This window comes from Novosphingobium sp. BL-S-33 (assembly GCF_056857025.1).
Window position 1 is genome coordinate 2,263,193 of the sequence record NZ_CM166474.1, and the last position, 21,546, is coordinate 2,284,738.

Here is a 21,546-nt window from a genome sequence, read left to right on the forward strand (position 1 = left end):
TGTCGTTTACGGCGCGGCGGCTTTAGACACGGGGTTCGGGAGGGCCGATGAAGCGAAATCCAGAATTGACCGTACGACCGCTGGCCGGATTGCCCATGTTCGCTACGGATATGTCGATAGCGCAAGCGATATGCGCGAGCCTTGAGGCTGAGGGCGACCGGTTCCGCGACGGCGATATCTGCGTGGTGGCGCAGAAGATCGTCTCCAAGGTGGAAGGGCGCACGCGCGATCTTGCCGCGTTCGAGGCTTCTGAGAAAGCACATGAACTCGCCCGCGCAACCGGGCGCGATGCGCCGATGATGCAGGCGATCCTCGACGAGAGTGCCGAGATCCTGCGCTGCACGCCGGCCGCGGTGATTGCGGTGCATCGCACCGGGCACGTGCTCGCCAATGCCGGGATCGATGCCTCGAATGTCGAGGGGGGCGAGGAAGGGCGCGTGCTGCTCTGGCCAGTCGATCCCGATGCTTCGGCGCGGGGGCTGCGGGCCGAACTTCAGAAAAGGTCTCAAGTCCGGATCGGCGTGGTGATCGCGGATTCGATGGGGCGGGCATGGCGGATCGGCACGCTCGGCACGGCCATCGGCTGCGCGGGGCTGACGGTGCTGGAGGATCGCCGTGGGCGCGCGCAGGACCTTTATGGCCGGACGCTTCAGGCCACGGTGATCGGGATTGCGGACTCGGTTGCGGCGATGGCGGCACTGGCGATGGGCGAGGGCGCGGAGGGCACTCCGGTCGCGCTGGTGCGCGGCTGCGAGCGCTGGGTGACCGAGGAAGACGGGCCCGGTGCAATCGGCGGATTGAGACCGATGGAGCAGGACATGTTCCGATGAGCAGAAAGCACATCCTTGCGCTTTCGGGCGGCGTGGGCGGGGCGAAGCTGGCGGCGGGGCTTGCTGCGGTCATGGCACGGGAGGATCTCACGATCGTCGTCAATACCGCCGATGATTTCGAGCATCTTGGTTTAACTGTCTGTCCAGACATAGATTCCGTCACTTACGCGCTTGCCGGGCTCAATGACACGCAGCGCGGTTGGGGTGTGAAGGACGAGACGTGGCAGACCATGGCCATGCTCCGTGCGCTGGGCGAGGAGGGGTGGTTCAACCTCGGCGACCGCGACATGGCGATGCACATCGCGCGGTCATGGCGGCTGCGGGCAGGTGAGACGCTTTCTGAAGTGACGGCGCGGCTGACGCGCGAACTCGGGATCGTTCATGCCGTCGTGCCGATGAGCGACGATCCGGTGCGCACGGAAGTCTTGACCGAAGCGGGATGGACGCCGTTCCAGCGCTGGTTCGTGGGCGAGCAATGCGGCCCCGCCGTGTCGGATGTGCGGTTCGAGGGCACACCGGGCGCAAAACCATCACCGGGTCTTTCCGCCGCACTGGAGCGGGACGACCTTGCCGCCGTGGTCGTCTGCCCATCCAACCCGTTCCTCAGTGTCGATCCGATCCTCGCCGTCGACGGCGTGCGTGCGGCCTTGGCGGAGCGGCAGGTGCAGCTGATCGCGGTCTCTCCGATTGTCGGCGGAACCTCGGTGAAGGGTCCGCTGGCCAAGATGCTGGCCGAGCGTGGCCAGGCGGTGAGCAATGCGGCCATCGCGCATCACTACAGCGATCTTCTCGATCACCTCTTGATCGACCATGCCGATGAGGCCGATGTCTTTGGCTTGCAGGCACGGGGCCTCAGCGTCACCGTGACGACGACAATGATGCGCGAAGCCGCCGACAGGGAAAGGCTCGCGAAGGAGGTGCTTGCCCTCGCAGGCATCTGAAGGGTGAGCAGATGCAGGATGAGACCCGCCAGATGAAGGCATGGTTGCTGGCCGCTCCGCTGGAGGAGGTCACCGCCCGGGCACGCGCCAGACGCGATGCGCGTGGTCCGGCTCGGATGACCTATTCGCCCAAAGTCTTCATCCCGCTGACGCGTCTTTGCACCGACGTTTGCCACTATTGCACCTTCGCGACGACGCCCTCCCGGCTCGAAGCGCCTTACCTCACGCCTGAGGAAGTGCTGGACATCGCCCGCGCCGGGGCCGCTGCGGGCTGCCGGGAGGCGCTGTTCACGCTGGGCGACGCTCCCGAGCGCCGTTATGCCGCCGCGCGCGACTGGCTGGCGGAGCGGGGCTTTGCGCGCACCATCGATTACGTGCGCCACTGCGCCGAACTGGTGCTGAAGGAAACCGGCCTGCTGCCGCACGTCAACGCCGGCGTGCTGGAGGAAGAGGACTACCGCATGCTGCGCCCCGTCGCGGCCTCGGCGGGACTCATGCTGGAAAGCACGTCGGAGCGGCTGCTGGAAAAGGGCATGTGCCACCATGGCTCGCCCGACAAGGTGCCGGCGGTGCGGCTCGCTTCGCTGGCGGCGGCCGGTCGCGCGCGGGTGCCGATGACCAGCGGCGTGCTGATCGGCATTGGCGAGACGGCGGAAGAACGGATCGACGCGCTGATCGCTCTGCGTGATCTGCACCGCGAACACGGCCATTTGCAGGAAGTGATCGTCCAGAACTTCTGCCCCAAGCCGGGTACGAAGATGGCCCGCGCGCCGGAAGCGAGCGAGGCGGATTTCCTGCGCGTGGTCGCTGCAGCGCGCATTCTGCTGCCGGACGAAGTCTCGGTACAGGCGCCGCCTAACCTGAATGACGAGCGGCTTGTCGAACTGATCGACGCCGGGATCGACGATTGGGGCGGCATCTCTCCGGTCACGCTCGATCATGTGAACCCGGAAGCGCCCTGGCCCGAAGTGGAACGGCTGCGCGCGATCTGCGCAGGCAAGGGCCTGCCGTTGGTCGAGCGCCTGACGATCTATCCGCGCTTCGTGATGAGCGAGGACCACTCATGGCTCGATCCGGCGATCCGCCCGGCAGTGCTGCGCCATGCCGATGCCGAGGGGCTGGCGCGAGACAGCACCTGGAGCCCGGGTCTCGCCGATCAGCATGCACCGGGCAGTGTCCGCGCCCCGCTGGGGCAGTTCCATGCCGGGCCGGTGGCAGCGTCGCTCCATCGTATTCTCGACCGCGCGGCAAGCGGGGTGACGTTGAGCGAGGACGAGATCGTCGCCCTTTTCGCCACGCGCGGCGCGGCGGCGCAGGCGGTGGTGGAGGCGGCGGACGCCCTGCGCGCCGAAGTCAGCGGCGATACCGTGACTTACGTCGTCAACCGCAACATCAATTACACCAATATCTGCACCCACACCTGCTCGTTCTGCGCCTTTTCGAAGACCAGCAGCAAGGCGGGTTTCCGCGACAAGCCCTATAATCTCGACTTGTCCGAAGTCGCTGGTCGAGCCCGTGAGGCGGTGGAGCGCGGGGCAACCGAAGTCTGCCTGCAAGGCGGCATTCACCCGAGCTATACCGGCGAAACCTATCTTTCGATCCTGCGCGAAGTGAAAGCGGCGTGTCCGGACCTTCATGTCCATGCCTTCTCCCCGCTGGAAGTCAGCCAGGGCGCGCGCACGCTGGGCATGCCGGTGCGGGACTATCTGGCGATGCTGAAGGACGCGGGACTGGGCTCGCTACCCGGAACGGCGGCGGAGATCCTTTGCGACGATATTCGCGAGCAGATCTGTCCGGGCAAGCTGACCACGCAGGAATGGCTGGACGTGGTGGGGACGGCGCACCGTGTCGGCCTGCCGACGACCTCCACCGTGATGTTCGGCCACCTCGAAGGCATCGAGCATTGGGCGCGGCATTTGCTGGCGCTGCGCAATCTCCAGCTCGATACCGGCGGCATCACCGAGTTCGTGCCACTGCCGCTCGTCCATATGGAGGCGCCGTTCTACCGGCGCGGGCAATGCCGCAAGGGGCCGACCTGGCGTGAGGCGGTGATGATGCACGCAGTGGCGCGTCTGGCGCTGAACGGGGCGATCAACTCGATCCAGTGCTCGTGGGTGAAGCTGGGCATGGACGGCGCGGCGGCCGTGCTGGCGGCGGGTGCCAACGACCTTGGCGGCGTGCTGATGGATGAAAGCATCAGCCGTGCGGCAGGGGCCGCGCACGGGCAGGGCGTGACGATTGCGGAGCTGCGCACGGCGGCGGAAAGCGTGGGCCGCACGCTGAAGCAGCGCACTACGCTTTACGGTGAAGTGGTGTCGGAACCCGCCTGAACCGGTCTCGCGAGATCGGCATAGCCCATCACAAGCTGGACCAAACCGTCCTCGATCTCTGCATCGCTTGGCGCGGTTTCCGGGCGCATGATCATCGCGCGCAGGACGCCGACGAAGGCCGTTGTGAGCACGAAGGCCTCTCCCCGCGTCAACCTGCGGTTTCTACCCGGCGCGGGAGGGCCGGAAGGCGAGGAGAGCAGGGTGGTCAGATGTTCCAGCAGCGGCGCCATCCGGTGCGTGCCTCTTGCCAGTGACCGCTCCATCAGCAGCCGGTGCACGCGGCGCCGGTCGCCATAGGCCGCCGCGACGGCGCGCACGATCAGCCCCACACGCTCGCGCACCGATACCGTGGCCTGATCGGCCAGAACGCTAACAATCCGCTCCGACAGCGCGTTCATCTCGCGATCGGCGAGACTGTCGAGGATCGATTCCTTGTTGGGGAAGTACTGGTAGAGCGTGCCGATGCTGACGCCCGCCGTTTCGGCGACGGCATTGGTGGTAAAGCCATCATAGCCCTTCGCGTCGAGCAGCCGCATGGCTGCCTCCAACATGAGTTCCACTTTGTGCACGGCGCGGCCCTGACGCGGTTTTCGCGTCTTGATCGGCGGATTTTCGGGCGATTTGTCGGTCATGAGAGAGTGTGTCTAACGCGAGTTTCAGAACATGAGCATTGCTCATATTAATACCGTCATCGGCATCTATCCAAGGACCGAATGATGACACCGGAAATCTCGACCGTGATCCCTGACCGCCGCGACTGGGGCACTGCCTTCAAGGCGCTGCGCCGCCTGCTGGCCGATGCCAACGATACGGCGCAGGTCTTCCGCATCATGCGGGCGCTCAATGCAGGCACGGCGAAGGCGGGCTATCTGCGGTTGATGGGCACGGCCCAGGGCGGCCGCCTTGCCTATGAGCGGGTGGAACTGGCCGAGCGCCTTTCGGACCCGGCCTTCATCGCCCAGTTCCGCGATGGCACCGTGGGCGCGGCTTATGCCGAATTCCTGCGCAAGACCGGCTATTCCGCCACCGAGCTTGCCGAAGTGAGCAAGATCGACGGTGTCGATCTCAACTTGCGTCATCCCTATCTCTGGTACGGCCGGCGCATGCGCGACACGCACGATATCTGGCACGTACTCACCGGCTACCGCGCCGATGAACCGTTGGGCGAACTGTGCCTCGTGGCCTTTTCCTATGCGCAGACACGCGGATTGGGCTGGGGGTTCATCGCGCTGGGTGGGGCATTGAAGGCGCTGCGCGCGCGCGGCGGCAAGCTGGTGCTGCGGGCGATCCGCGAAGGCTATCGCCGGGGCAAGAACGCCGCATGGCTGCCGGGTGAAGACTACGAACGCCTCCTGGCCGAGCCGCTCGAGGTGGCGCGGGCGCGGCTGAACATTGCCGAACCGACCGCCTACCGCATCGCGCGTGACACGGTGGGCCGTGCCGCCGTACGAGCCGACGGCACGATGCCGATCACATTTTCCTGATCTGCTGCCACATGGCTTCGGGCATCCAGGTATATTCGATGTAGTGCCCGAAGACCTTGCGGGCATCGAGGTAGAGGAATTTTAGCGCGTTCGGATCGTCGCCTTCCGGACGCTCCATCGCCAGCGGGAATTCCTGCGCATCGACGCGCGAGCGGAAGTCCGCCCAGTTGTCGACCGCGAAGCAGATGTGGTGGAAGCGCAGCGGGCCGCCGTTGGACAGGCAGTTAGCGTATATGCCCACTTCGTCGATCTCGTTCTCGATCAGTTCGATCTGGAGTTCGCCGATCCAGATGAAGCAGATCCGGCCCTTCTGGCGCTTCAGACCCTGCGGCGTGAGTACCTGCTGGTCGACCGGGATGATGACCGGTTCGCGGGTCAGCCCGCGCCCGCGGAACAGGTCGATACCGGCTTCCAGATTGTCGCAGATGTAAGCGTTTTGATAGTGGCGGCCTTCGAGCATCAGTCTCTCCTCAATTTTTTGGGTCCGGCCTCAACGGCCATCGCCCCCGAAAGCGGGGGCGATGGGATAGGGAGGCGGGCGGCGGTTCAGCCTTCGCGTGCGACGTCGTAACGCGAGAGGTAGCGTTCGAAGAGCGATTCAAGCTCCGCCTTCTCGATGCCGTACTGCGCCAGCTTGTATTCGTGCTTGCCGAACTTGTCCTGCGGGTTGTCGTCCACCCACTGCTGGATGCCGGCTTCCGCCTCGGCCGTCCACTCGTCGCCAAGCTGCTGATAGACCTTCTTCATGGCGCCGATCGGGTCGGCGGTCATGTCGGCGTAATGGACGTCGATGATCTTGTCCTCGCCGTACTTGTCGCGGAAATCCATGATCCGGTTGGCGTGCTCGGCCGCCTGCCATGTATAGTTCTCCTTGAGCCACGCCGTATCCGGCTTGCCCATGTGGGCCATGTGGCTGAGCGAGATGATCGAGCAGAGCGAGGCGGTGGCCGAGAAGGGATCGCGATGCGCCCAGAGCACGCGGGCGTCGGGGTAGACCTTGAAGATCGTCTCCAGCCACAGCGCGTGGCTGGGCTTCTTCACGTTCCACACGCCGCCGGCGTTCTGCTGCAGAACCTGCAGGAACTTCTTGTGGTATTCGTAGGCGCTGGTCATGTCGCAGGAGAAGATGAACTCCTTGTAGCCCGGTAGCGTGCCTTTGGAATCGATCATCAGCGTCTTGAAGTCGTGCGCCATGAAGAACACGCACTCGTTCGGATAGACGGCCGAACCGCGATAGTATTTGCCCATGGCCGGATTGGCTTCGAGCATCGCCTTTTCCTGCGCCAGGCGGGCCTGCGCGCGCGGATCGGTGGTGAGCAAGTCGCTGGAGGCGACCGGCGGCACCGGATCGTCGATTTCCCAGGTCAGCGGCGAACGGCGCGCCGGATCGGCGGCCAGCAGGTTCGAAAGCAGCGTGGTGCCGGTGCGCGGCACGCCCATCACGAAGACCGGCTTTTCGACCGGGCGGCTGAGCAGTTCGCGGTTCTGGCGCAGATAGTCCGAAATCTTCAGGCGGCCGCGCAGGTAGTGGAGCGTATCCGCAGTGGCGCGGCCGATGCCGCCTTCGGTGTACTGCCCGCGCGCGATGCCGGCGTTGAAGTCGTTCACGAAGACATCGAAGCCTTCGCGCCAGGTGTCATTGTCGAAGTCCCGGATGCCGGTGTCCTTCATCGCCTGTTCGACGAGAGCGTCGCCGACGAGCTTGTTCGCCGTGAGTTGCTCGGCCATTTCGTAATCCTCTTTCCCGTGTCTCGGTCCGGGCCGCTGCGGCGACCTCATGGGCATGAGTTAGCCTGTGCGCGGGGCCGATTGGCAATGCGGCTGGTGCGTCAGATCGGGTCTATATGTCGAATCCGGGACAAGACCGGCCGAGCGACTAGGCTGCAACGGAGGCCATCGAGCCAAGCGCGCGTCCCTGCCGTTGGCGGAACGTGCTGGGGCTGGCGCCCACCGCGCGGCGGAACGCGAAGGTGAAGCTGGAAGGCGAGGCGAAACCCATGGCAAAGGCGATGGTCTTCACGCTTTCGCCCTCCATCAGCAGGCGCTTGGCCGCTTCCATGCGGCGCTGTTCGATATAGTCGCCGATCGAGCAGGCACGGCTGACGCGAAAGCCGCGCGTGAGTTGGCGTACCGAAAGCCCGCACGAATCGGCCAGTTCCTTGAGCGGCGGCGCGGTGAGGTCGTTCGCCAGTCGCTCCTCGATCAGTCGCAGGCGCCAACCGGAGAGGCCGCCGGTCATCGGCCTTTCGGAGACTTCGAGGCCATAGCGGCCCAGTTCGATGGCGAGTTCGCTGCCCAGCAGTTCCAGCATGCGCTGAGAGGCAAGGCCGGGGTGGCGCACTTCGGCGGTGATGCGGAATAGCAGCGCGCGCACTTGTGCGCTGCCGATATCCAGCGCGGCGGCGAGGTGCGCATCATCCCACGGCAGGTCGCGGCCCAGCAGGTCATGCACGAGCGAAGTGTCGATGGTGCAGACCAGCGAAGCCTGACGGCCGCTGCCGCCGCGAATGTAGAGCGACTCGCCGGGCGGGATCACGAATATGTCGCCAAGCCGCTCGAAACGGTGCGGGCCCCAGCGCTCGCGATAGCCGCCGCGCGATTCCAGCGGGCGCGGGGTCAGGCACATGTTGACGTGATAGCCGGCGGCCACGGCGTGGCGGTTGTCGGTCGGCTCGGGAATGTCGAAACGCACGATCTGCGCGGTAATTCCAGCGGCGCAAAGCTCCGCATCGACGATCATCGTCGGCGTATGGACGGAGCGGCTTTCGGTCATTGCAGGCTCTCCCGGACCAGTCGGGTCTCTGGCCCGAATTCGTGTCCCTGACGCTTGGATAGGGCCTGAATTCTATGATTGCCAAGCTTGCGGGACAAGCCGCCCACGGGAAACATCGCGCCAACGAAAGTGCCGGCAAGAAGGCCGGTAACGGGATCGAGGAGAGAATGATGGCCAAGGGCCTTTTTGACTGCACGGGCAAGGTGACGGTGGTGACCGGCGGTAACGGCGGCATCGGCTTCGGCTTTGCCATGGGCGTGGCCAAGATGGGCGGCGATGTGGCGATCTGGGCACGCAATGCCGAAAAGAGCGCCAAGGCCAAGGCCGAGCTGGAAGCCGCGGGTGCGGGCAAGGTGATCGCCTATCAGGTGGACGTTTCGGAAGAAGCCAACATCATCGCCGGTTACCAGCAGGTGATGGCGGACTTCGGCCGCGTGGACTGCGTTTTCGCGAACTCTGGCGCCAGCCCCCGCTACAACTCGGCGTTCGAGATGCCGACCGATCACTGGTATGAATTCCAGAAGACCGCGCTGCACGGCGCTTTCTTCACTCTGCGCGAAGCGGCGCGGCTGATGAAGGAGCGTGTGGAAGCGGGCGATCAGAGCGGCGGCAGTCTTGTTGCCTGCGGTTCGCTTTCACTGTTCCAGGGCCTTGCGGGCAAGATGGAATATGCCTCGTCCAAGGCGGCGATTGCCGCGGCGGTGCGCTGCCTTGCCATCGAACTCGCGCCGCTCGGCATTCGCGCCAACGTGGTCGCGCCGGGCCTCATTATCACGCCGATGATGGGTGAGGGCGCCCGTGCCGATGCCGTGGCCGCCCACTTCGCCCCGACGATCCCGATGCAGCGCACGGGTTATCCGGCGGACTTCGAAGGCATTGGCGCTTACCTTTGCTCTGATGCCAGCTCGTTCATGACCGGTGAGACGGTCACGATCGACGGCGGCTACATGGTTCGCCCCTGAGCGACCGGAAGAGGAGAGAAGCAATGGAACTGCTCAAGATCCACGGCGTCGGCGATGTTCGCGTCGATGCTTACGAACGTCCGGTGGCCGGGCCGAAGGACGTGGTCGTCAAGATGAAGTCGGTCGGCATTTGCGGATCGGACCTGTCCTACATCAAGATGGGCGGGATTCCGCCGGGCGTGGAGACCGCGCTGGGCCATGAAGGCGCGGGCGAAGTGATGGAAGTCGGCGCAGAAGTCGCCGGCATTTCCGTGGGTGACCCGGTAATCGTCAATCCGATGATGACACCCAGCAACATCGGCTCAGGCGGCCCGGAAGGTGCGTTCACGCAGGAACTGTTGGTGCGCGAGGCACGGCTGGGCGATTCGATCCTGCCGATCCCCGAGGGCATTTCCTATGACGTCGCCGCTATGTGCGAGCCGCTGGCCGTCGCCATGCACGGCGTCAATCGCGCCAATGTGAAGCCGGGCGACAAGGTTGTCGTGTTCGGCTGCGGGCCGATCGGGCTTGGCATGTTGCTCTGGCTGATCGATCGCGGCGTGACCGACGTTGTCGCGCTCGATCTTTCCGAGGAACGGCTGGAGCGCGCGCGGGCACTTGGCGTGCAGGCGGCACTCGATCCGAGCAAGGTCGATCTTCGCGCGGAACTGGCGAAGCTCCACGGCGAAGTGCCGAGCTATGGCCGTGTGGGCGTGGGCACCGATGCCTTCATCGACGCGGCAGGCGCGCCGAACATCCTCACCGAAGTCATCATGATGGCCAAGCTTCACGCCAAGCTCGTCATCACGGCGGCCTATATGCGGCCCATCGAGTTCCCGGTCGGCCGCATGCTGACCAGCGAGATGACGATCACCACGGCGGTCGGCTATCCGACCGAAATGCCCGAAGTGATCGCTGCCATGCCGCGCCTGAAGGACAAGATCGCGGCGATGATCAGCCACAAGCTGCCGTTCAGCGAGATCATGAAGGGCCTGGAAATCGCGGCGACGCCGCAGTCCGCCAAGGTCATGATCGGTATCGAGGAGGCTTGAAATGCCAAGTGCTGACAGTGTGAAGGACGCCGGGCCGAAGCTGGCAGGTCTGGTCCGCTCGGGCGACGAGCAGGCCGAAGCCATCCCGATCACCGATTTCGTGTTCCAGGCGAACGATATCTCGAACGCCTACCTCGTGACGACGTCCGAGGGCGATGTCGTGATCAACACCGGCTTCATGGACAATGCGGAGCGCACCAAGCGCCTGCTGACCCCGCCGCGCACTGGTCCGTTGGCCTTCATTATCCTTACCCAGAGCCATGCCGATCACTTCGGCGGCGTGCCGGAATTCCTGGAAGACGGCACGCAAATCGTCGGCGGTCCGGGCTTCAACGAAGCGCTTTCGGACATGATGAGCCTTCAGCCCTTCTTCGGGCCGAGGAGCGGCAAGCTCTGGGGATCGACGCTCAAGCGCGGCGGTTCGCCCAAGCCGGCGCCGAACGTGGTTCCGGATATCCTTGTCGACCGCCGCCTGACCATCGATCTTGGCGGGCGCACGTTCGAACTGATCTCCACGCCGGAGGGGGAGACCATCGACTCGCTCACGGTCTGGATGCCCAAGGAGAAGATCGCCTTCACCGGCAATGTCTTCGGTCCGGTCTGGCTGTCGATGCCGTTCCTCAACACCCTGCGCGGCGACAAGCCGCGTCTGGTGCGCAATTACCTGAAGTCGCTAGAGACGATCCGCGACCTTGGGGCCGAGATCGTCGTTACCGGCCACGGCGAAGCCATTCGCGGTGCCGAGCGCATCCGCGCCGATCTCGACAAGATGCACGCGGCGGTCAGCTATGTGCGCGACTACACGCTGGAAGGCATGAAGGCGGGCAAGGACGTGCACAGGCTGATGCGCGAATTCGCATGGCCGGAGGGGCTGGAGATCGGCGAATTCCACGGCAAGGCGGCCTGGGCGATCAAGTCGATCTGGCGCGAGTATTCGGGCTGGCTGCACTATGAGGACGGCACCACCGCGCTTTACGGCGTGCCGCGTTCGAGCGTCGATGCCGATCTGGTCGAACTGGCCGGCGGCGCTGCCAATCTGGCCGAACGGGCGCAGGCGAAGCTGGATGCGGGGGCTCCGCTGGAGGCTGTGCATCTGACCGATATCGCCCTCAGTGCCGAGCCGGACAATGCGGCGGTGCTGACCGTGCGCAAGGCGGCGCATGAGGCGCTGCTGGCGGCTTCGGGCGGCAAGAACCTGTCCGAGACGATGTGGCTGCGTTCGGAGATCGGGGCAATGGAGGCCAAGCTCAGCGATTGATGGGGTAGGCGCACGCCAAGCCCATCGCCTCCTCTCTGCATCGTCATTGCGAGGAGGCGAAGCCGACGAAGCAATCCAGAGCGGCGTAAGGCGGCCATGGATTGCTTCGCTACGCTCGCAATGACGAAGAGGGTGTGGGGCATAGCGTCTTGGACTCTAGGTCCACAACACACTCACACCATCACTGCGCTGCTCTCATAAACCAGCCGCACCAGTTCGGCCTGCCCACGTACACCCAGCTTGGCATAGAGTCGCTTGGAGTAATTGCGCGCCGTTTCCAGCGTCAGGCCCATGCGCTCCGCCGCTTCGGCGATGGAGTGACCGTCCGTCAGCGCCATCGCCAGTTCCGCCTCACGCCGGGGCAGATCGAAGACTTCGGCCAGTCGCTCGGCGCTGTCATCCGAATGCGGACGGGGCAGGGTGCAGAGCGCCAGGATTGCCGGTGCCGCGAGGGCCTCGGCATTCTCGGCGGGCATCAGCAGCGCCTCGATATGCGGATTGTCCCGCAGCAGCAGCGGTCGCGCAGGCAATGTACGGTCCTGCGTCATTTCCGCCGCGATGGCCGCAAGCTTGCGCTCGGCGGCGAGGTCCAAGCCTAGCACGCGCTCACCGGGGCGCAACGTCGCGCCGCAGTGCGCCTGCCAGAATTCCGCCAGCGCTGGATCGGCCGCGAGCACGCGCGCTTCGGCGTCGAGCAGCATCCAGCCCTTGCCGGTGCGCTCCAGCCCCATGGCGTTGATCCGCGCGGAAAGCCTGTCGCGGTCCATCGCCGCGAGATTTTCGACCGCGATGGCGACGTAAGGCGCGAGGCTGGAGAGCAAGGCGCTGTCGGCGGCAGAGCACTCACGCGCGCGGGCCATCATCAGCCATGCGCTGTAGCGTTCGCCACCGGCGATCCGCACCACGCGCTCGTCACCGATGCCAAGCTTCGCCATGCGCCGGTTGCGATCCGCGCGCGCCACGGGGTCGTGATCGATCATCTCTCCGATCGAATAGACCCGCCCCGGCCGCAGGCTGTCGTAGAGGTAGCGATCGAGGTCGAACGGCCCCTGCTGCTCCGACTCGCGGGCGCGTTTGCGCAAGTCGATTCCGGCGTAGCTTTCGACGATTGCGGCGTGCGGGCCATCGCCCATGCGAAGGATCAGGCTGACGTAATCGGCCTGGGTGCGTCGACGCAATCTTTCCAGAAATGTCGAAAAGCGCGGATTTTCGGCATTTCCCTGAAAGAGCGGGATCAGGAGATCGGTCTCGTCATTGCTAGTAAGGGCCATACCCTCCCATATGGGAGGTTCGCGGGAATGTCATCCCTGCGATTCGGAATCGGGACTGTTTGAAACCCAGCCAACGGGCATGAGCCCAGGGCAGAGGAAGACCTGATGAAAACACTCACGCATCTGGAGCGTCTCGAAGCCGAGAGCATCCACATCATCCGCGAAGTCGTCGCCGAAGCTGAAAAGCCGGTGATGCTCTATTCGGTCGGCAAGGACAGCGCCGTCATGCTGCACCTTGCGCGCAAGGCGTTCTATCCCTCGCCGCCGCCGTTCCCGCTGCTCCATGTCGATACGACGTGGAAGTTCAAGGCGATGTACGAACTGCGCGACAAGATGGCGCGTGAGAGCGGCATGGAACTGCTGGTCTACCAGAACCCCGAAGCCATCGAAAAGGGCATCAATCCCTTCGACCACGGCGCGCTCCACACCGACATGTGGAAGACGGAAGGGCTGAAGCAGGCGCTTGACAAGTACGGCTTCGATGCGGCCTTCGGCGGCGCCCGCCGCGACGAGGAAAAGAGCCGCGCCAAGGAGCGCATCTTCTCCTTCCGCACCTCCTCGCACGGCTGGGACCCGAAGAACCAGCGCCCGGAACTGTGGAACCTCTACAACGCCAAGAAGTCGCGCGGTGAATCGATCCGCGTCTTCCCGATCTCCAACTGGACCGAGCTGGACATCTGGCAATACATCCACCTGAACGACATCCCCATCGTGCCGCTCTACTTCGCCGAAAAGCGCCCGACCGTGGAGCGTGACGGCATGCTGCTGATGGTGGACGATGAACGCTTCCCGCTGAAGGAAGGCGAGGTTCCCGTCGAACGCTCGATCCGTTTCCGCACGCTGGGCTGCTACCCGCTGACCGGCGCGGTGGAGAGCGAGGCGAAGACGCTTCCCGAAGTGATCCAGGAAACGCTCCTCACCACCACGTCCGAGCGGCAAGGCCGCGCCATCGACAAGGACGCCGGCGGTGCCGGCATGGAAGTCAAGAAGCAGCAAGGCTACTTCTAAGACCCCGTTCCCTGTTCCCGCTCAGGCTGAGCTTGTCGAAGCCCGCCTGAGCGATGCGCCAATGCCCTTCGATCCTTCGATAAATTCGGGACTCAAGGGCGAGCGGAGAGAGATTGATCATGGCTGATATTGAAACCAAAGAAGCCGTCTACGTCACCGATCAGCTGATCGCGGACGATATCGACGCATACCTCGTCCAGCACGAGCACAAGACGATGCTGCGCTTCATTACCTGCGGCAGCGTCGACGACGGCAAGTCCACCCTGATCGGGCGCCTGCTCTACGATTCGAAGATGATCTTCGAGGACCAGCTGGACGCGCTCCAGTCGGACTCCAAGAAGGTCGGCACGCAGGGCCAGGAGATCGATTTCGCGCTGCTGGTCGACGGTCTTGCCGCCGAGCGCGAGCAGGGCATCACCATCGACGTGGCCTATCGCTTCTTCAACACCGAGAAGCGCAAGTTCATCGTCGCCGACTGCCCGGGCCACGAACAGTACACCCGCAACATGGTCACCGGCGCTTCCACCGCCGACCTTGCGGTGATCCTGATCGATGCGCGCAAGGGCGTGCTGGTGCAGACGCGCCGCCACTCGTATCTGTGCCACCTGATCGGCATCAAGAACATCGTTCTTGCGGTCAACAAGATGGACCTCGTGGATTACAGCCAGGAGGTCTTCGACAAGATCGTCGCGGACTATACCGAGTTCGCCACTTCGATCGGGATCGAAAACTTCACCGCGCTGCCGATCTCGGGCTTCAAGGGCGACAACATTACGACGCTCTCGGAAAAGACCCCGTGGTACAAGGCGCCGCAGTACGCCGGTATCCCGCTGGTCGAGCATCTGGAAACGGTGGAGGTTCTCTCCTCGGTCGATGCCGACAAGCCGTTCCGCCTGCCGGTGCAGTGGGTGAACCGTCCGAACCTGGACTTCCGCGGTTTCTCGGGCCTGATCGCCACCGGTTCGGTGAAGGCGGGCGACAAGATCCGCGTCCTGCCCTCGGGCAAGACCAGCACGATCACCCGCGTCGTCACCTATGACGGCGATCTGGAAGAAGCGGTTGCCGGCCAGTCGGTCACCGTCTGCTTCGCGGACGAAATCGATTGCTCGCGCGGTTCGGTGATCTCGGTTGCCGATAGCCCGCCGCAGACTGCCGACCAGTTCGAGGCGACTTTCGTGTGGATGGCGGACGAGGCCATGGTGCCCGGCCGTGCCTACTGGCTGAAGATCGGCACGCAGGTCGTGTCGGCAACGGTTCAGGAGCCGAAGTACGAAGTCAACGTCAACACGATGGAGCATCTGGCGGCCAAGACGCTGGAGCTGAACTCGATCGGCGTGGCGGAACTGACCACCGACAAGCAGATCGTGTTCGAGGCCTATGCCGACAACCGCACGCTCGGCGGCTTCATCCTGATCGACAAGATGACCAACGCCACTGTGGCGGCGGGCATGATCCACTTCTCGCTGCGCCGTTCGCAGAACGTGCACTGGCAGGCCGTGGACATCGATCGCAAGCAGCACGCCGGTCTCAAGAACCAGCGTCCGGCGGTGCTGTGGTTCACCGGCCTTTCGGGCTCGGGCAAGTCGACCATCGCCAACCTTGTCGAGAAGAAGCTGCACCGGATGAACCGGCACACCTTCCTGCTCGATGGCGATAACGTGCGCCATGGCCTCAACAAGGACCTGGGCTTCACCGAGGCTGACCGCATCGAGAACATCCGCCGCGTGGGCGAAGTCTCGAAGCTGATGACCGACGCGGGCCTGATCGTGATCACCGCCTTCATCTCGCCGTTCCAGGCGGATCGCGAGATGGTGCGGGCGATGCTGCCGGAAGGCGAGTTCTTCGAAGTGTTCATCGACACGCCGCTGAAGGTGGCCGAGGCGCGCGACGTCAAGGGCCTCTACAAGAAGGCGCGTTCGGGCGAACTAAAGAACTTCACGGGTATCGACAGCCCCTACGAGGCGCCGCGCAATCCGGAAATCCGCATCGACACCACGGCGATCTCGCCGGAGGACGCGGCCAACCTGATCGTCGACACCTTGCTGGGAGACGCTTGATGACGATGGCGAATGACGGCGATCTCGCCGCGCATCTCGCGGAAGTGGCAGGGAAAATCCTGCTCGACGTGCGGGCATCCGGGCTGTTCGAAGGCAAGTCGCTGGGCAAGGCGGGGGATCAGACCGCCAACCAGTTCCTCTGCCACGCCCTTCGCGAGCAGCGGCCCGAAGACGGGCTGCTCTCCGAAGAGGAGAAGGACAATGCCGAGCGCCTGACCAAGGAGCGGGTGTGGATCGTCGACCCGGTCGACGGTACCCGCGAATATGGCGAGGAACGTGCCGACTGGGCGGTTCACATCGGCATGGCGGTGGACGGTGCTCCGGTGCTTGGGGCGGTTGCGTTGCCGGGGGCAGGGGTAGTCCTGCGCTCGGACCAGCCGGGCGAAGTGCCGCCCGCGCCGGAAGTGCTGCGTATGGTCGTCAGCCGTACGCGTCCTGCCAAGGAAGCGACCGGTGTGGCCGAAGCCATCGGGGCCGAACTGGTGCCGATGGGCTCGGCCGGGGCCAAGGCCATGGCGATCTTGCGCGGAGAGGCGGATATCTACCTCCACTCCGGCGGTCAGTACGAATGGGACAGCTGTGCGCCTGCGGCTGTCGCTCAGGGCTGGGGTCTGCATGTCTCGCGGATCGACGGCAGCCCGCTGGTCTATAACCGCGAGGACGTCTATATGCCGGATCTGCTGATCTGCCGTAAGGAACATGCGGCGCTGGTGCTGGAGAAGGTCAAGGACTTCCTCTGAGGACAAGCTAATCAACATTGTCGTTTACTAAGCCTGCCGCTATGCTCGCCCGTTCAATCAAGGAGGGGCGAGCATGGAGGCAAGAATACGGCGCAGGACGCGCGACCCGGTCGCGACGCGGGCCGCCATTCTCGACGCCGCGGCCAACCTGCTTGCCAAGGACGGGCCCGAGGGCGTCAGCCTTTCCGCCGTCGCGCACCTCGCCGCCGTCAATCGCGGCACGGCCTACCAGCATTTCGAAACGCGCGAAAAGCTGATCGAGGCGACCATCGACTGGGTTTCGGACAAGCTGTTCCGCGCGGTCTTCGGCGATCCCGAGACGGTCGGCGAACGCCGCGTGGAAGAAGTGGACGTGGTCTCGCTCACCGATCGGCTGTGCGACTTCGCGATGGATAATCCCGATATTTGCCGGGTCTGGCTCCAGCAGGTGCTGGCCTCGCCCGATCCTTCGCAGGACCCTTTCTGGCGGGAATATTGCGGATCGCTGGGCCGTTTCGCCGGCACCGATCTGGCCGAGCCGGGCATAGACTTCGAGGTCTATTCGGTGATGAACCTTGCCGGCGTGTTCTTCTGGCCGATCCTCGCGCGCGCCCATGCCGCAGGCGAGGGCGAGCGCCGCGAACTGTCGCGCCGCTATTCGCGCGAGATTCTGCGGCTTTCGATGTACGGCACGATGCGGGCCAAGGCCTTCCCGAAAGTTGCGGACCTGCTGGCCGCGCACGGGGTTTCTCCAGGCGGCTGAGGCAGCCTGAACAACGCGGGATCCCCATAACCCCACGTCATTGCGAGCGCAGCGAAGCAATCCAGAGCCGGGCCCACTCCGCTCTGGATTGCTTCGCTGCGCTCGCAATGACGAGGAAGAGGGCGAAGGCGGAGTGCGACTTCACCACCTCAGCCGATACCCCGTCCGTGATGCCGCTTCGCCTAGGCGATGGCGTGGGGCCGCGGCATTGACGGAGCGGCGCATATTCCCTTTCAGCTAGGGCCTGCATCGTAGGGCAAGAGCCAGCCCAACCCTGAGGGAGTATGCCATGTTTTCCGCTATCGTGATCGACAAGACCGACGAGGGCCAGACGGTCACTCTCCAGCAGCTCGAAGAGAGCGCGCTGCCCGAAGGTGATGTCGCTATCGACGTCGCTTTCTCGACGCTCAATTTCAAGGACGGCCTTGCCGTTACCGGCGCTTCGCCCGTCGTGCGCAAGTTCCCGATGGTGCCCGGCATCGACCTCGTCGGCACCGTGACCGAAAGCAGCCATGCCGACTGGAAGGCCGGCGACACCGTCGTGCTCAACGGCTGGGGCGTGGGCGAAGGCCACTGGGGCGGCCTGTCGCAGAAGGCCAAGCTCAAGGGCGATTGGCTGGTGCCGCTGCCCGCTGCATTCACCCCGGCACAGGCCATGGCGATTGGCACCGCCGGTTATACCGCCGCGCTCTGCGTCGATGCACTGGTCGACTGGGGCGTGACGCCCGATCAGGGCGAGATCCTCGTGACCGGCGCCACCGGCGGCGTCGGCTCGGTGGCCATCGCCATTCTCAAGAAGCTGGGCTACTCGGTCGCCGCGCTGACCGGCAAGGCTTCCGAGGCCGACTACCTCAAGTCGCTCGGCGCCGAGACCATCATTGATCGCGCCGAACTCGCCGAAAAGGGCAAGCCGCTCCAGAAGGAGCGCTGGGCCGGTGTCATCGACACGGCCGGCAGCCACACGCTGGCCAATGCCATCGCACAGACCAAGTATGGCGGCGCGGTTGCCGCTTGCGGTCTGGCGCAGGGCTTCGACCTGCCGTCGACCGTCATGCCCTTCATTCTGCGCGGCGTCTCGCTGCTCGGCATCGACAGCGTCATGGCGCCCAAGGCCAAGCGCCTGAAGGCCTGGGATCGCCTCGCCAAGGATCTCGATCCGGCCGCGCTGGAGACCATCGGCCAGACCATCGGTCTGGGTGAAGCCATCGAGGCTGCGAAGAAGTTCATGTCCGGTGAGGTCAAGGGCCGGTACATCGTTGATGTGAACGCCTGATGCAGCCGGGCGCGGCGGCGGGTTTGAGGGAGCCCGCCGCTGCGCCCATCCCCCATCTTGGGGCATGGGAAACGGGGCACAGAGCCCCGCAGGATGACGAGGAAGGCATGGTCGAAGTCACGGACGGTCTGTCCATTGCGCGCGGCATACCGCTTTCCGAGGAGCAGGGCATCGGCCCGCTGACGCTGGGCGGCTTCGTCCGCGAGGTCACGCGGCGCCACGGTCCGGCCGAAGCGGCGGTAATTCACCTTGGCGACAAGGTAGAGCGCTGGACCTATGACGATCTCTGGGCGCGTTCGATGGAAGTCGCGCGCGCACTATCGGCCTGCGGTGTCGGCAAGGGCACGCGCGTCGGCATTCTGGCGACCAACCGCCTCGAATTTCTCTCCAGCGTCTTCGGCACCGCGGTTGCGGGCGGTGTCGCGATGACGGTGAGCACCTTCTTCACGCCCGCCGAACTCGAAACCGTGCTGGGCATGGGGGGCTGTTCGGTGCTGCTGCTCGAACGCAGCGTCCTCAAGAAGGACTTCGCCCAGATCCTGGTCGAACTGGAGCCGCAGATCGGCACCGCGAAGCCGGGCGAGGTCGCCTCCACGAAATTCCCGTTCCTGCGTCACCTCGCGGTGATCGACAGTGACGAAGGCCTCGGCGCGATCGAGGGCTGGAGCACGTTTCTCGCGCGCGGAAACAGCGTCGATCCGGCGCTGGTCGAAGCGGCGGCAGCCTCGGTGCAGCCGAGCGATCCCGGCGTGCTGTTCTTCTCCTCGGGTTCGACCGGCAAGGCCAAGGGCATTCTTTCCGCCCATCGCGGCGTCTGCCTGCAACTCTGGCGCTGGCCGCAGTGGTACGCGATCAAGGAGCCGCCGCGCACGTGGTCGGCCAACGGATTTTTCTGGTCCGGCAACTTCGCGATGGCGCTGGGCGGTACGCTCGGCTCGGGCGGTTCGCTGGTGCTCCAGCGCTGGTTCGATGCCGAGGAAGCGCTGGCGCTGATGGAGGCGGAGCGGGCGACGATGATCCTCGCCTGGCCGCACCAGTGGGCCCAGCTCATAGCCGCGCCGAATTACGAGACGGTCGACCTGTCGCCGATGATCTATCTCGACGCGCTGACGCCTTGCGCCAAGCATCCGTCGATTTCGACGACATGGCGCGAACCGGCGCAGGCCTTCGGCAATACCGAGACGTTCACGCTGATCTCGGTCTTCGCCGCTGGCACGACCGAGGAAGTGGCGGGCAAGTCGCATGGGCTGCCCACCGCCGGGGCCACGATCAAGATCGTCGATCCGCTCAGCGGCGCGACGATGCCGCTGGGCGAGCGCGGCGAGATCGCGGTGAAGGGGCCGACGCTGATGCTGGGCTACCTCGGCATCCCGCTCGACGAGACGCTCGACGGCGATGGTTTCCTGCGCACGGCGGATGGTGGCTATATCGACGAGCAGGGCCGCCTGTTTTGGGAAGGCCGCCTCAACGACATCATCAAGACCGGCGGCGCCAATGTCTCTCCGCTGGAGATCGACGAAGTGATCCGCGCCCATCCCGAAGTGAAGATGGTGCAGACCGTGGGCGTTCCGGACGAGCTGCTGGGCGAACTGGTGGTCTCCTGCGTCGTCCCTGTCGAGGGGGCGAGCCCGCAAGCCGGCTCGATCCGCGATTTCGCGAAGGAAAAGCTGGCCAGCTACAAAGTGCCGCGCCGGGTGCTCTTCGTCGCTGAAAGCGACCTCAAGACCACGGGCAGCGCCAAGATCAAGACGGCGGATCTCCGCAAGCTGGCCGCCGAACGGCTGGAGGCGGAAGCCACGCCCGGTTGAGGGGGGAATAGCGTGACACAGGCACTGGATTTTGGCGACTGGCTGGAGATCTGCAATCTCAAGGCCCGTTATTGCCGGCTGCTCGATACCAAGGACTGGGGCGGTTGGGCCGCGCTTTTCACCGAGGATTGCGAGATCGATACGCGCCCGGCCGGTGGCACGCTGGAAAAGGGGCGCGATCGGTTCGTCTCGATGGTGCGCACCTCGCTCGCCGACGCGAAGACCGCGCACCAGATCCACTCGCCCGAGATCACGATCGACGGTGACCGCGCGGAGGTCGTCTGGGCCATGCAGGACCGGGTGATCAAGGACAGTTTCGCGCTCACCGGTTATGGCCATTACCATGAGGCTTACGTGCGCACGGCGGAAGGCTGGAAGATCGCACGGCAGACGCTCGCGCGCCTGATTGTGGACATGACCAAGGCCTGACGTGCCTGTCAGGAAGGGGCAGCGCCCAGGCGTTCATTCGGCGGGCCGGGCGATTTCACTCGCCAATGGCCGGTAAGCGGGTATCTCGGGTGCATGGAACGCAAGATCGGCACTGTCCTGTCGCAAGTGGCGCGCTTGATGCGCCGCTCTTTCGACGAGCGGGCCCGGGCGATCGGCGTGACAAGGCCGCAATGGCAAGTGCTCAGCGTGCTCCGGCGGGCGGAAGGCATCAACCAGGGTGGCCTTGCCGAAATCCTTGAGGTTGAGCCGATTACTGCCGGTCGCATGATCGACCGGATGCAGGATGGCGGGCTGGTCGAACGCCGCGCCGATCCGGCCGACCGTCGCGCCTGGCGGCTCTATCTGACGGAGCGGGGCCGTGAACTGCTCGAACAGCTTCAGCCGCTGGCGGAGGAAACTGCCGATATCGCGCTCGAAGGCGTGCCCGATGCGGATATGGAGCGGCTGCTTGAAGTGCTGGAGACGATGCGTCTCAACCTTACGCGCAACCGCCCTTCGGATGCTTCGGTCCAGAGCTGATTATCCCGCTGAGTTTCGAGCCGAATTCGGTTTTGGCTGGGCATCGCCGGGACGCTCCTGTCGAACCAT

The 21,546-nt window shown here is 64.8% G+C and carries 20 protein-coding genes; 15 read left to right on the top strand and 5 right to left on the bottom strand.

Annotation, left to right across the window (positions count from 1 at the left end; all coding sequences use genetic code 11):
- The first annotated feature begins 95 nt into the window (after window positions 1-95).
- From cofE to cofH, 3 genes are read left to right on the top strand one after another with little or no spacing between them, the layout of a single operon-like run.
- Window positions 96-830, top strand: a complete 735-nt coding sequence (gene cofE / locus AC1VVM_RS10555; RefSeq protein ID WP_482903900.1) for a coenzyme F420-0:L-glutamate ligase — start codon at window positions 96-98, stop codon at window positions 828-830.
- Entirely contained in the window at window positions 827-1,771 is a 945-nt protein-coding gene (cofD, locus tag AC1VVM_RS10560; RefSeq protein ID WP_482955022.1) for a 2-phospho-L-lactate transferase, read from the top strand. Before cofE ends, cofD begins: the two co-directional genes overlap by 4 nt.
- An 11-nt stretch (window positions 1,772-1,782) precedes the next feature.
- Window positions 1,783-4,101 carry a 5-amino-6-(D-ribitylamino)uracil--L-tyrosine 4-hydroxyphenyl transferase CofH gene (gene cofH, locus AC1VVM_RS10565; RefSeq protein WP_482955023.1) on the top strand — a complete coding sequence of 773 codons (2,319 nt, stop codon included), beginning with the start codon at window positions 1,783-1,785 and terminating at the stop codon, window positions 4,099-4,101.
- Here the strand turns inward: cofH and AC1VVM_RS10570 are convergent.
- Window positions 4,071-4,733 carry a TetR/AcrR family transcriptional regulator gene (locus AC1VVM_RS10570; RefSeq protein WP_482955024.1) on the bottom strand — a complete coding sequence of 221 codons (663 nt, stop codon included), beginning with the start codon at window positions 4,731-4,733 and terminating at the stop codon, window positions 4,071-4,073. The genes cofH and AC1VVM_RS10570 overlap by 31 nt on opposite strands.
- An 84-nt stretch (window positions 4,734-4,817) precedes the next feature.
- On the opposite strand from AC1VVM_RS10570, the gene AC1VVM_RS10575 reads away from it, so the two are divergent.
- Window positions 4,818-5,585, top strand: coding sequence for a Coq4 family protein (locus AC1VVM_RS10575; RefSeq protein WP_482955025.1), 768 nt, complete (start codon window positions 4,818-4,820; stop codon window positions 5,583-5,585).
- Here the strand turns inward: AC1VVM_RS10575 and AC1VVM_RS10580 are convergent.
- The 3 genes from AC1VVM_RS10580 to AC1VVM_RS10590 all read right to left on the bottom strand — a co-directional run bounded on the left by AC1VVM_RS10580 (window position 5,572) and on the right by AC1VVM_RS10590 (window position 8,358).
- Entirely contained in the window at window positions 5,572-6,045 is a 474-nt protein-coding gene (locus AC1VVM_RS10580) for a VOC family protein (RefSeq protein ID WP_482903905.1), read from the bottom strand. The genes AC1VVM_RS10575 and AC1VVM_RS10580 overlap by 14 nt on opposite strands.
- Window positions 6,046-6,131: 86 nt before the next feature.
- Complete coding sequence (locus AC1VVM_RS10585; protein WP_482903906.1) at window positions 6,132-7,313, bottom strand: sulfotransferase family protein; 1,182 nt, start codon at window positions 7,311-7,313, stop codon at window positions 6,132-6,134.
- 148 nt (window positions 7,314-7,461) lie between these two features.
- A complete protein-coding gene (locus AC1VVM_RS10590) occupies window positions 7,462-8,358 on the bottom strand; it encodes a helix-turn-helix transcriptional regulator (protein ID WP_482903907.1) in 897 nt (298 codons plus the stop codon).
- 170 nt (window positions 8,359-8,528) lie between these two features.
- Here AC1VVM_RS10590 and AC1VVM_RS10595 point away from each other — a divergent pair, with 170 nt between their 5' ends.
- The 3 genes from AC1VVM_RS10595 to AC1VVM_RS10605 are packed head-to-tail and all read left to right on the top strand — an operon-like array spanning window position 8,529 to window position 11,609.
- A complete protein-coding gene (locus tag AC1VVM_RS10595; protein WP_482955026.1) occupies window positions 8,529-9,320 on the top strand; it encodes an SDR family NAD(P)-dependent oxidoreductase in 792 nt (263 codons plus the stop codon).
- Window positions 9,321-9,343: 23 nt separating this feature from the next.
- Window positions 9,344-10,351 (top strand): zinc-dependent alcohol dehydrogenase, encoded by a 1,008-nt coding sequence (locus AC1VVM_RS10600; protein WP_482903909.1) that lies wholly within the window; start codon window positions 9,344-9,346, stop codon window positions 10,349-10,351.
- A gap of 1 nt (window position 10,352) precedes the next feature.
- Entirely contained in the window at window positions 10,353-11,609 is a 1,257-nt protein-coding gene (locus AC1VVM_RS10605; RefSeq protein ID WP_482955027.1) for an MBL fold metallo-hydrolase, read from the top strand.
- 173 nt (window positions 11,610-11,782) lie between these two features.
- Here AC1VVM_RS10605 and AC1VVM_RS10610 read toward each other — a convergent pair whose 3' ends face one another.
- The gene (locus AC1VVM_RS10610; RefSeq protein WP_482955028.1) at window positions 11,783-12,880 is read right to left on the bottom strand and encodes a helix-turn-helix transcriptional regulator; all 1,098 of its coding nucleotides are present in this window, start codon (window positions 12,878-12,880) and stop codon (window positions 11,783-11,785) included.
- A gap of 105 nt (window positions 12,881-12,985) precedes the next feature.
- Here AC1VVM_RS10610 and cysD point away from each other — a divergent pair, with 105 nt between their 5' ends.
- The 8 genes from cysD to AC1VVM_RS10650 all read left to right on the top strand — a co-directional run bounded on the left by cysD (window position 12,986) and on the right by AC1VVM_RS10650 (window position 21,477).
- Window positions 12,986-13,888: a sulfate adenylyltransferase subunit CysD gene (cysD, locus tag AC1VVM_RS10615; protein WP_482903912.1), complete on the top strand. Its 903-nt coding sequence runs from the start codon at window positions 12,986-12,988 to the stop codon at window positions 13,886-13,888.
- Between the two features lie 119 nt (window positions 13,889-14,007).
- The gene (cysN, locus tag AC1VVM_RS10620; protein ID WP_482955029.1) at window positions 14,008-15,945 is read left to right on the top strand and encodes a sulfate adenylyltransferase subunit CysN; all 1,938 of its coding nucleotides are present in this window, start codon (window positions 14,008-14,010) and stop codon (window positions 15,943-15,945) included.
- On the top strand, window positions 15,945-16,685 hold the full coding sequence (locus AC1VVM_RS10625) for a 3'(2'),5'-bisphosphate nucleotidase CysQ (protein WP_482903914.1): 741 nt from the start codon (window positions 15,945-15,947) through the stop codon (window positions 16,683-16,685). The genes cysN and AC1VVM_RS10625 overlap by 1 nt, the downstream gene beginning before the upstream one ends.
- A 73-nt stretch (window positions 16,686-16,758) precedes the next feature.
- Window positions 16,759-17,427: a TetR/AcrR family transcriptional regulator gene (locus AC1VVM_RS10630; RefSeq protein ID WP_482903915.1), complete on the top strand. Its 669-nt coding sequence runs from the start codon at window positions 16,759-16,761 to the stop codon at window positions 17,425-17,427.
- Window positions 17,428-17,716: 289 nt separating this feature from the next.
- On the top strand, window positions 17,717-18,700 hold the full coding sequence (acuI, locus tag AC1VVM_RS10635) for an acrylyl-CoA reductase (NADPH) (RefSeq protein WP_482955030.1): 984 nt from the start codon (window positions 17,717-17,719) through the stop codon (window positions 18,698-18,700).
- Between the two features lie 107 nt (window positions 18,701-18,807).
- A complete protein-coding gene (locus tag AC1VVM_RS10640) occupies window positions 18,808-20,508 on the top strand; it encodes a class I adenylate-forming enzyme family protein (protein WP_482955031.1) in 1,701 nt (566 codons plus the stop codon).
- A 12-nt stretch (window positions 20,509-20,520) separates the two neighbouring features.
- Window positions 20,521-20,937 carry a nuclear transport factor 2 family protein gene (locus AC1VVM_RS10645; RefSeq protein ID WP_482955032.1) on the top strand — a complete coding sequence of 139 codons (417 nt, stop codon included), beginning with the start codon at window positions 20,521-20,523 and terminating at the stop codon, window positions 20,935-20,937.
- Window positions 20,938-21,030: 93 nt separating this feature from the next.
- The gene (locus AC1VVM_RS10650) at window positions 21,031-21,477 is read left to right on the top strand and encodes a MarR family winged helix-turn-helix transcriptional regulator (RefSeq protein ID WP_132385110.1); all 447 of its coding nucleotides are present in this window, start codon (window positions 21,031-21,033) and stop codon (window positions 21,475-21,477) included.
- Window positions 21,478-21,546: the final 69 nt, after the last annotated feature.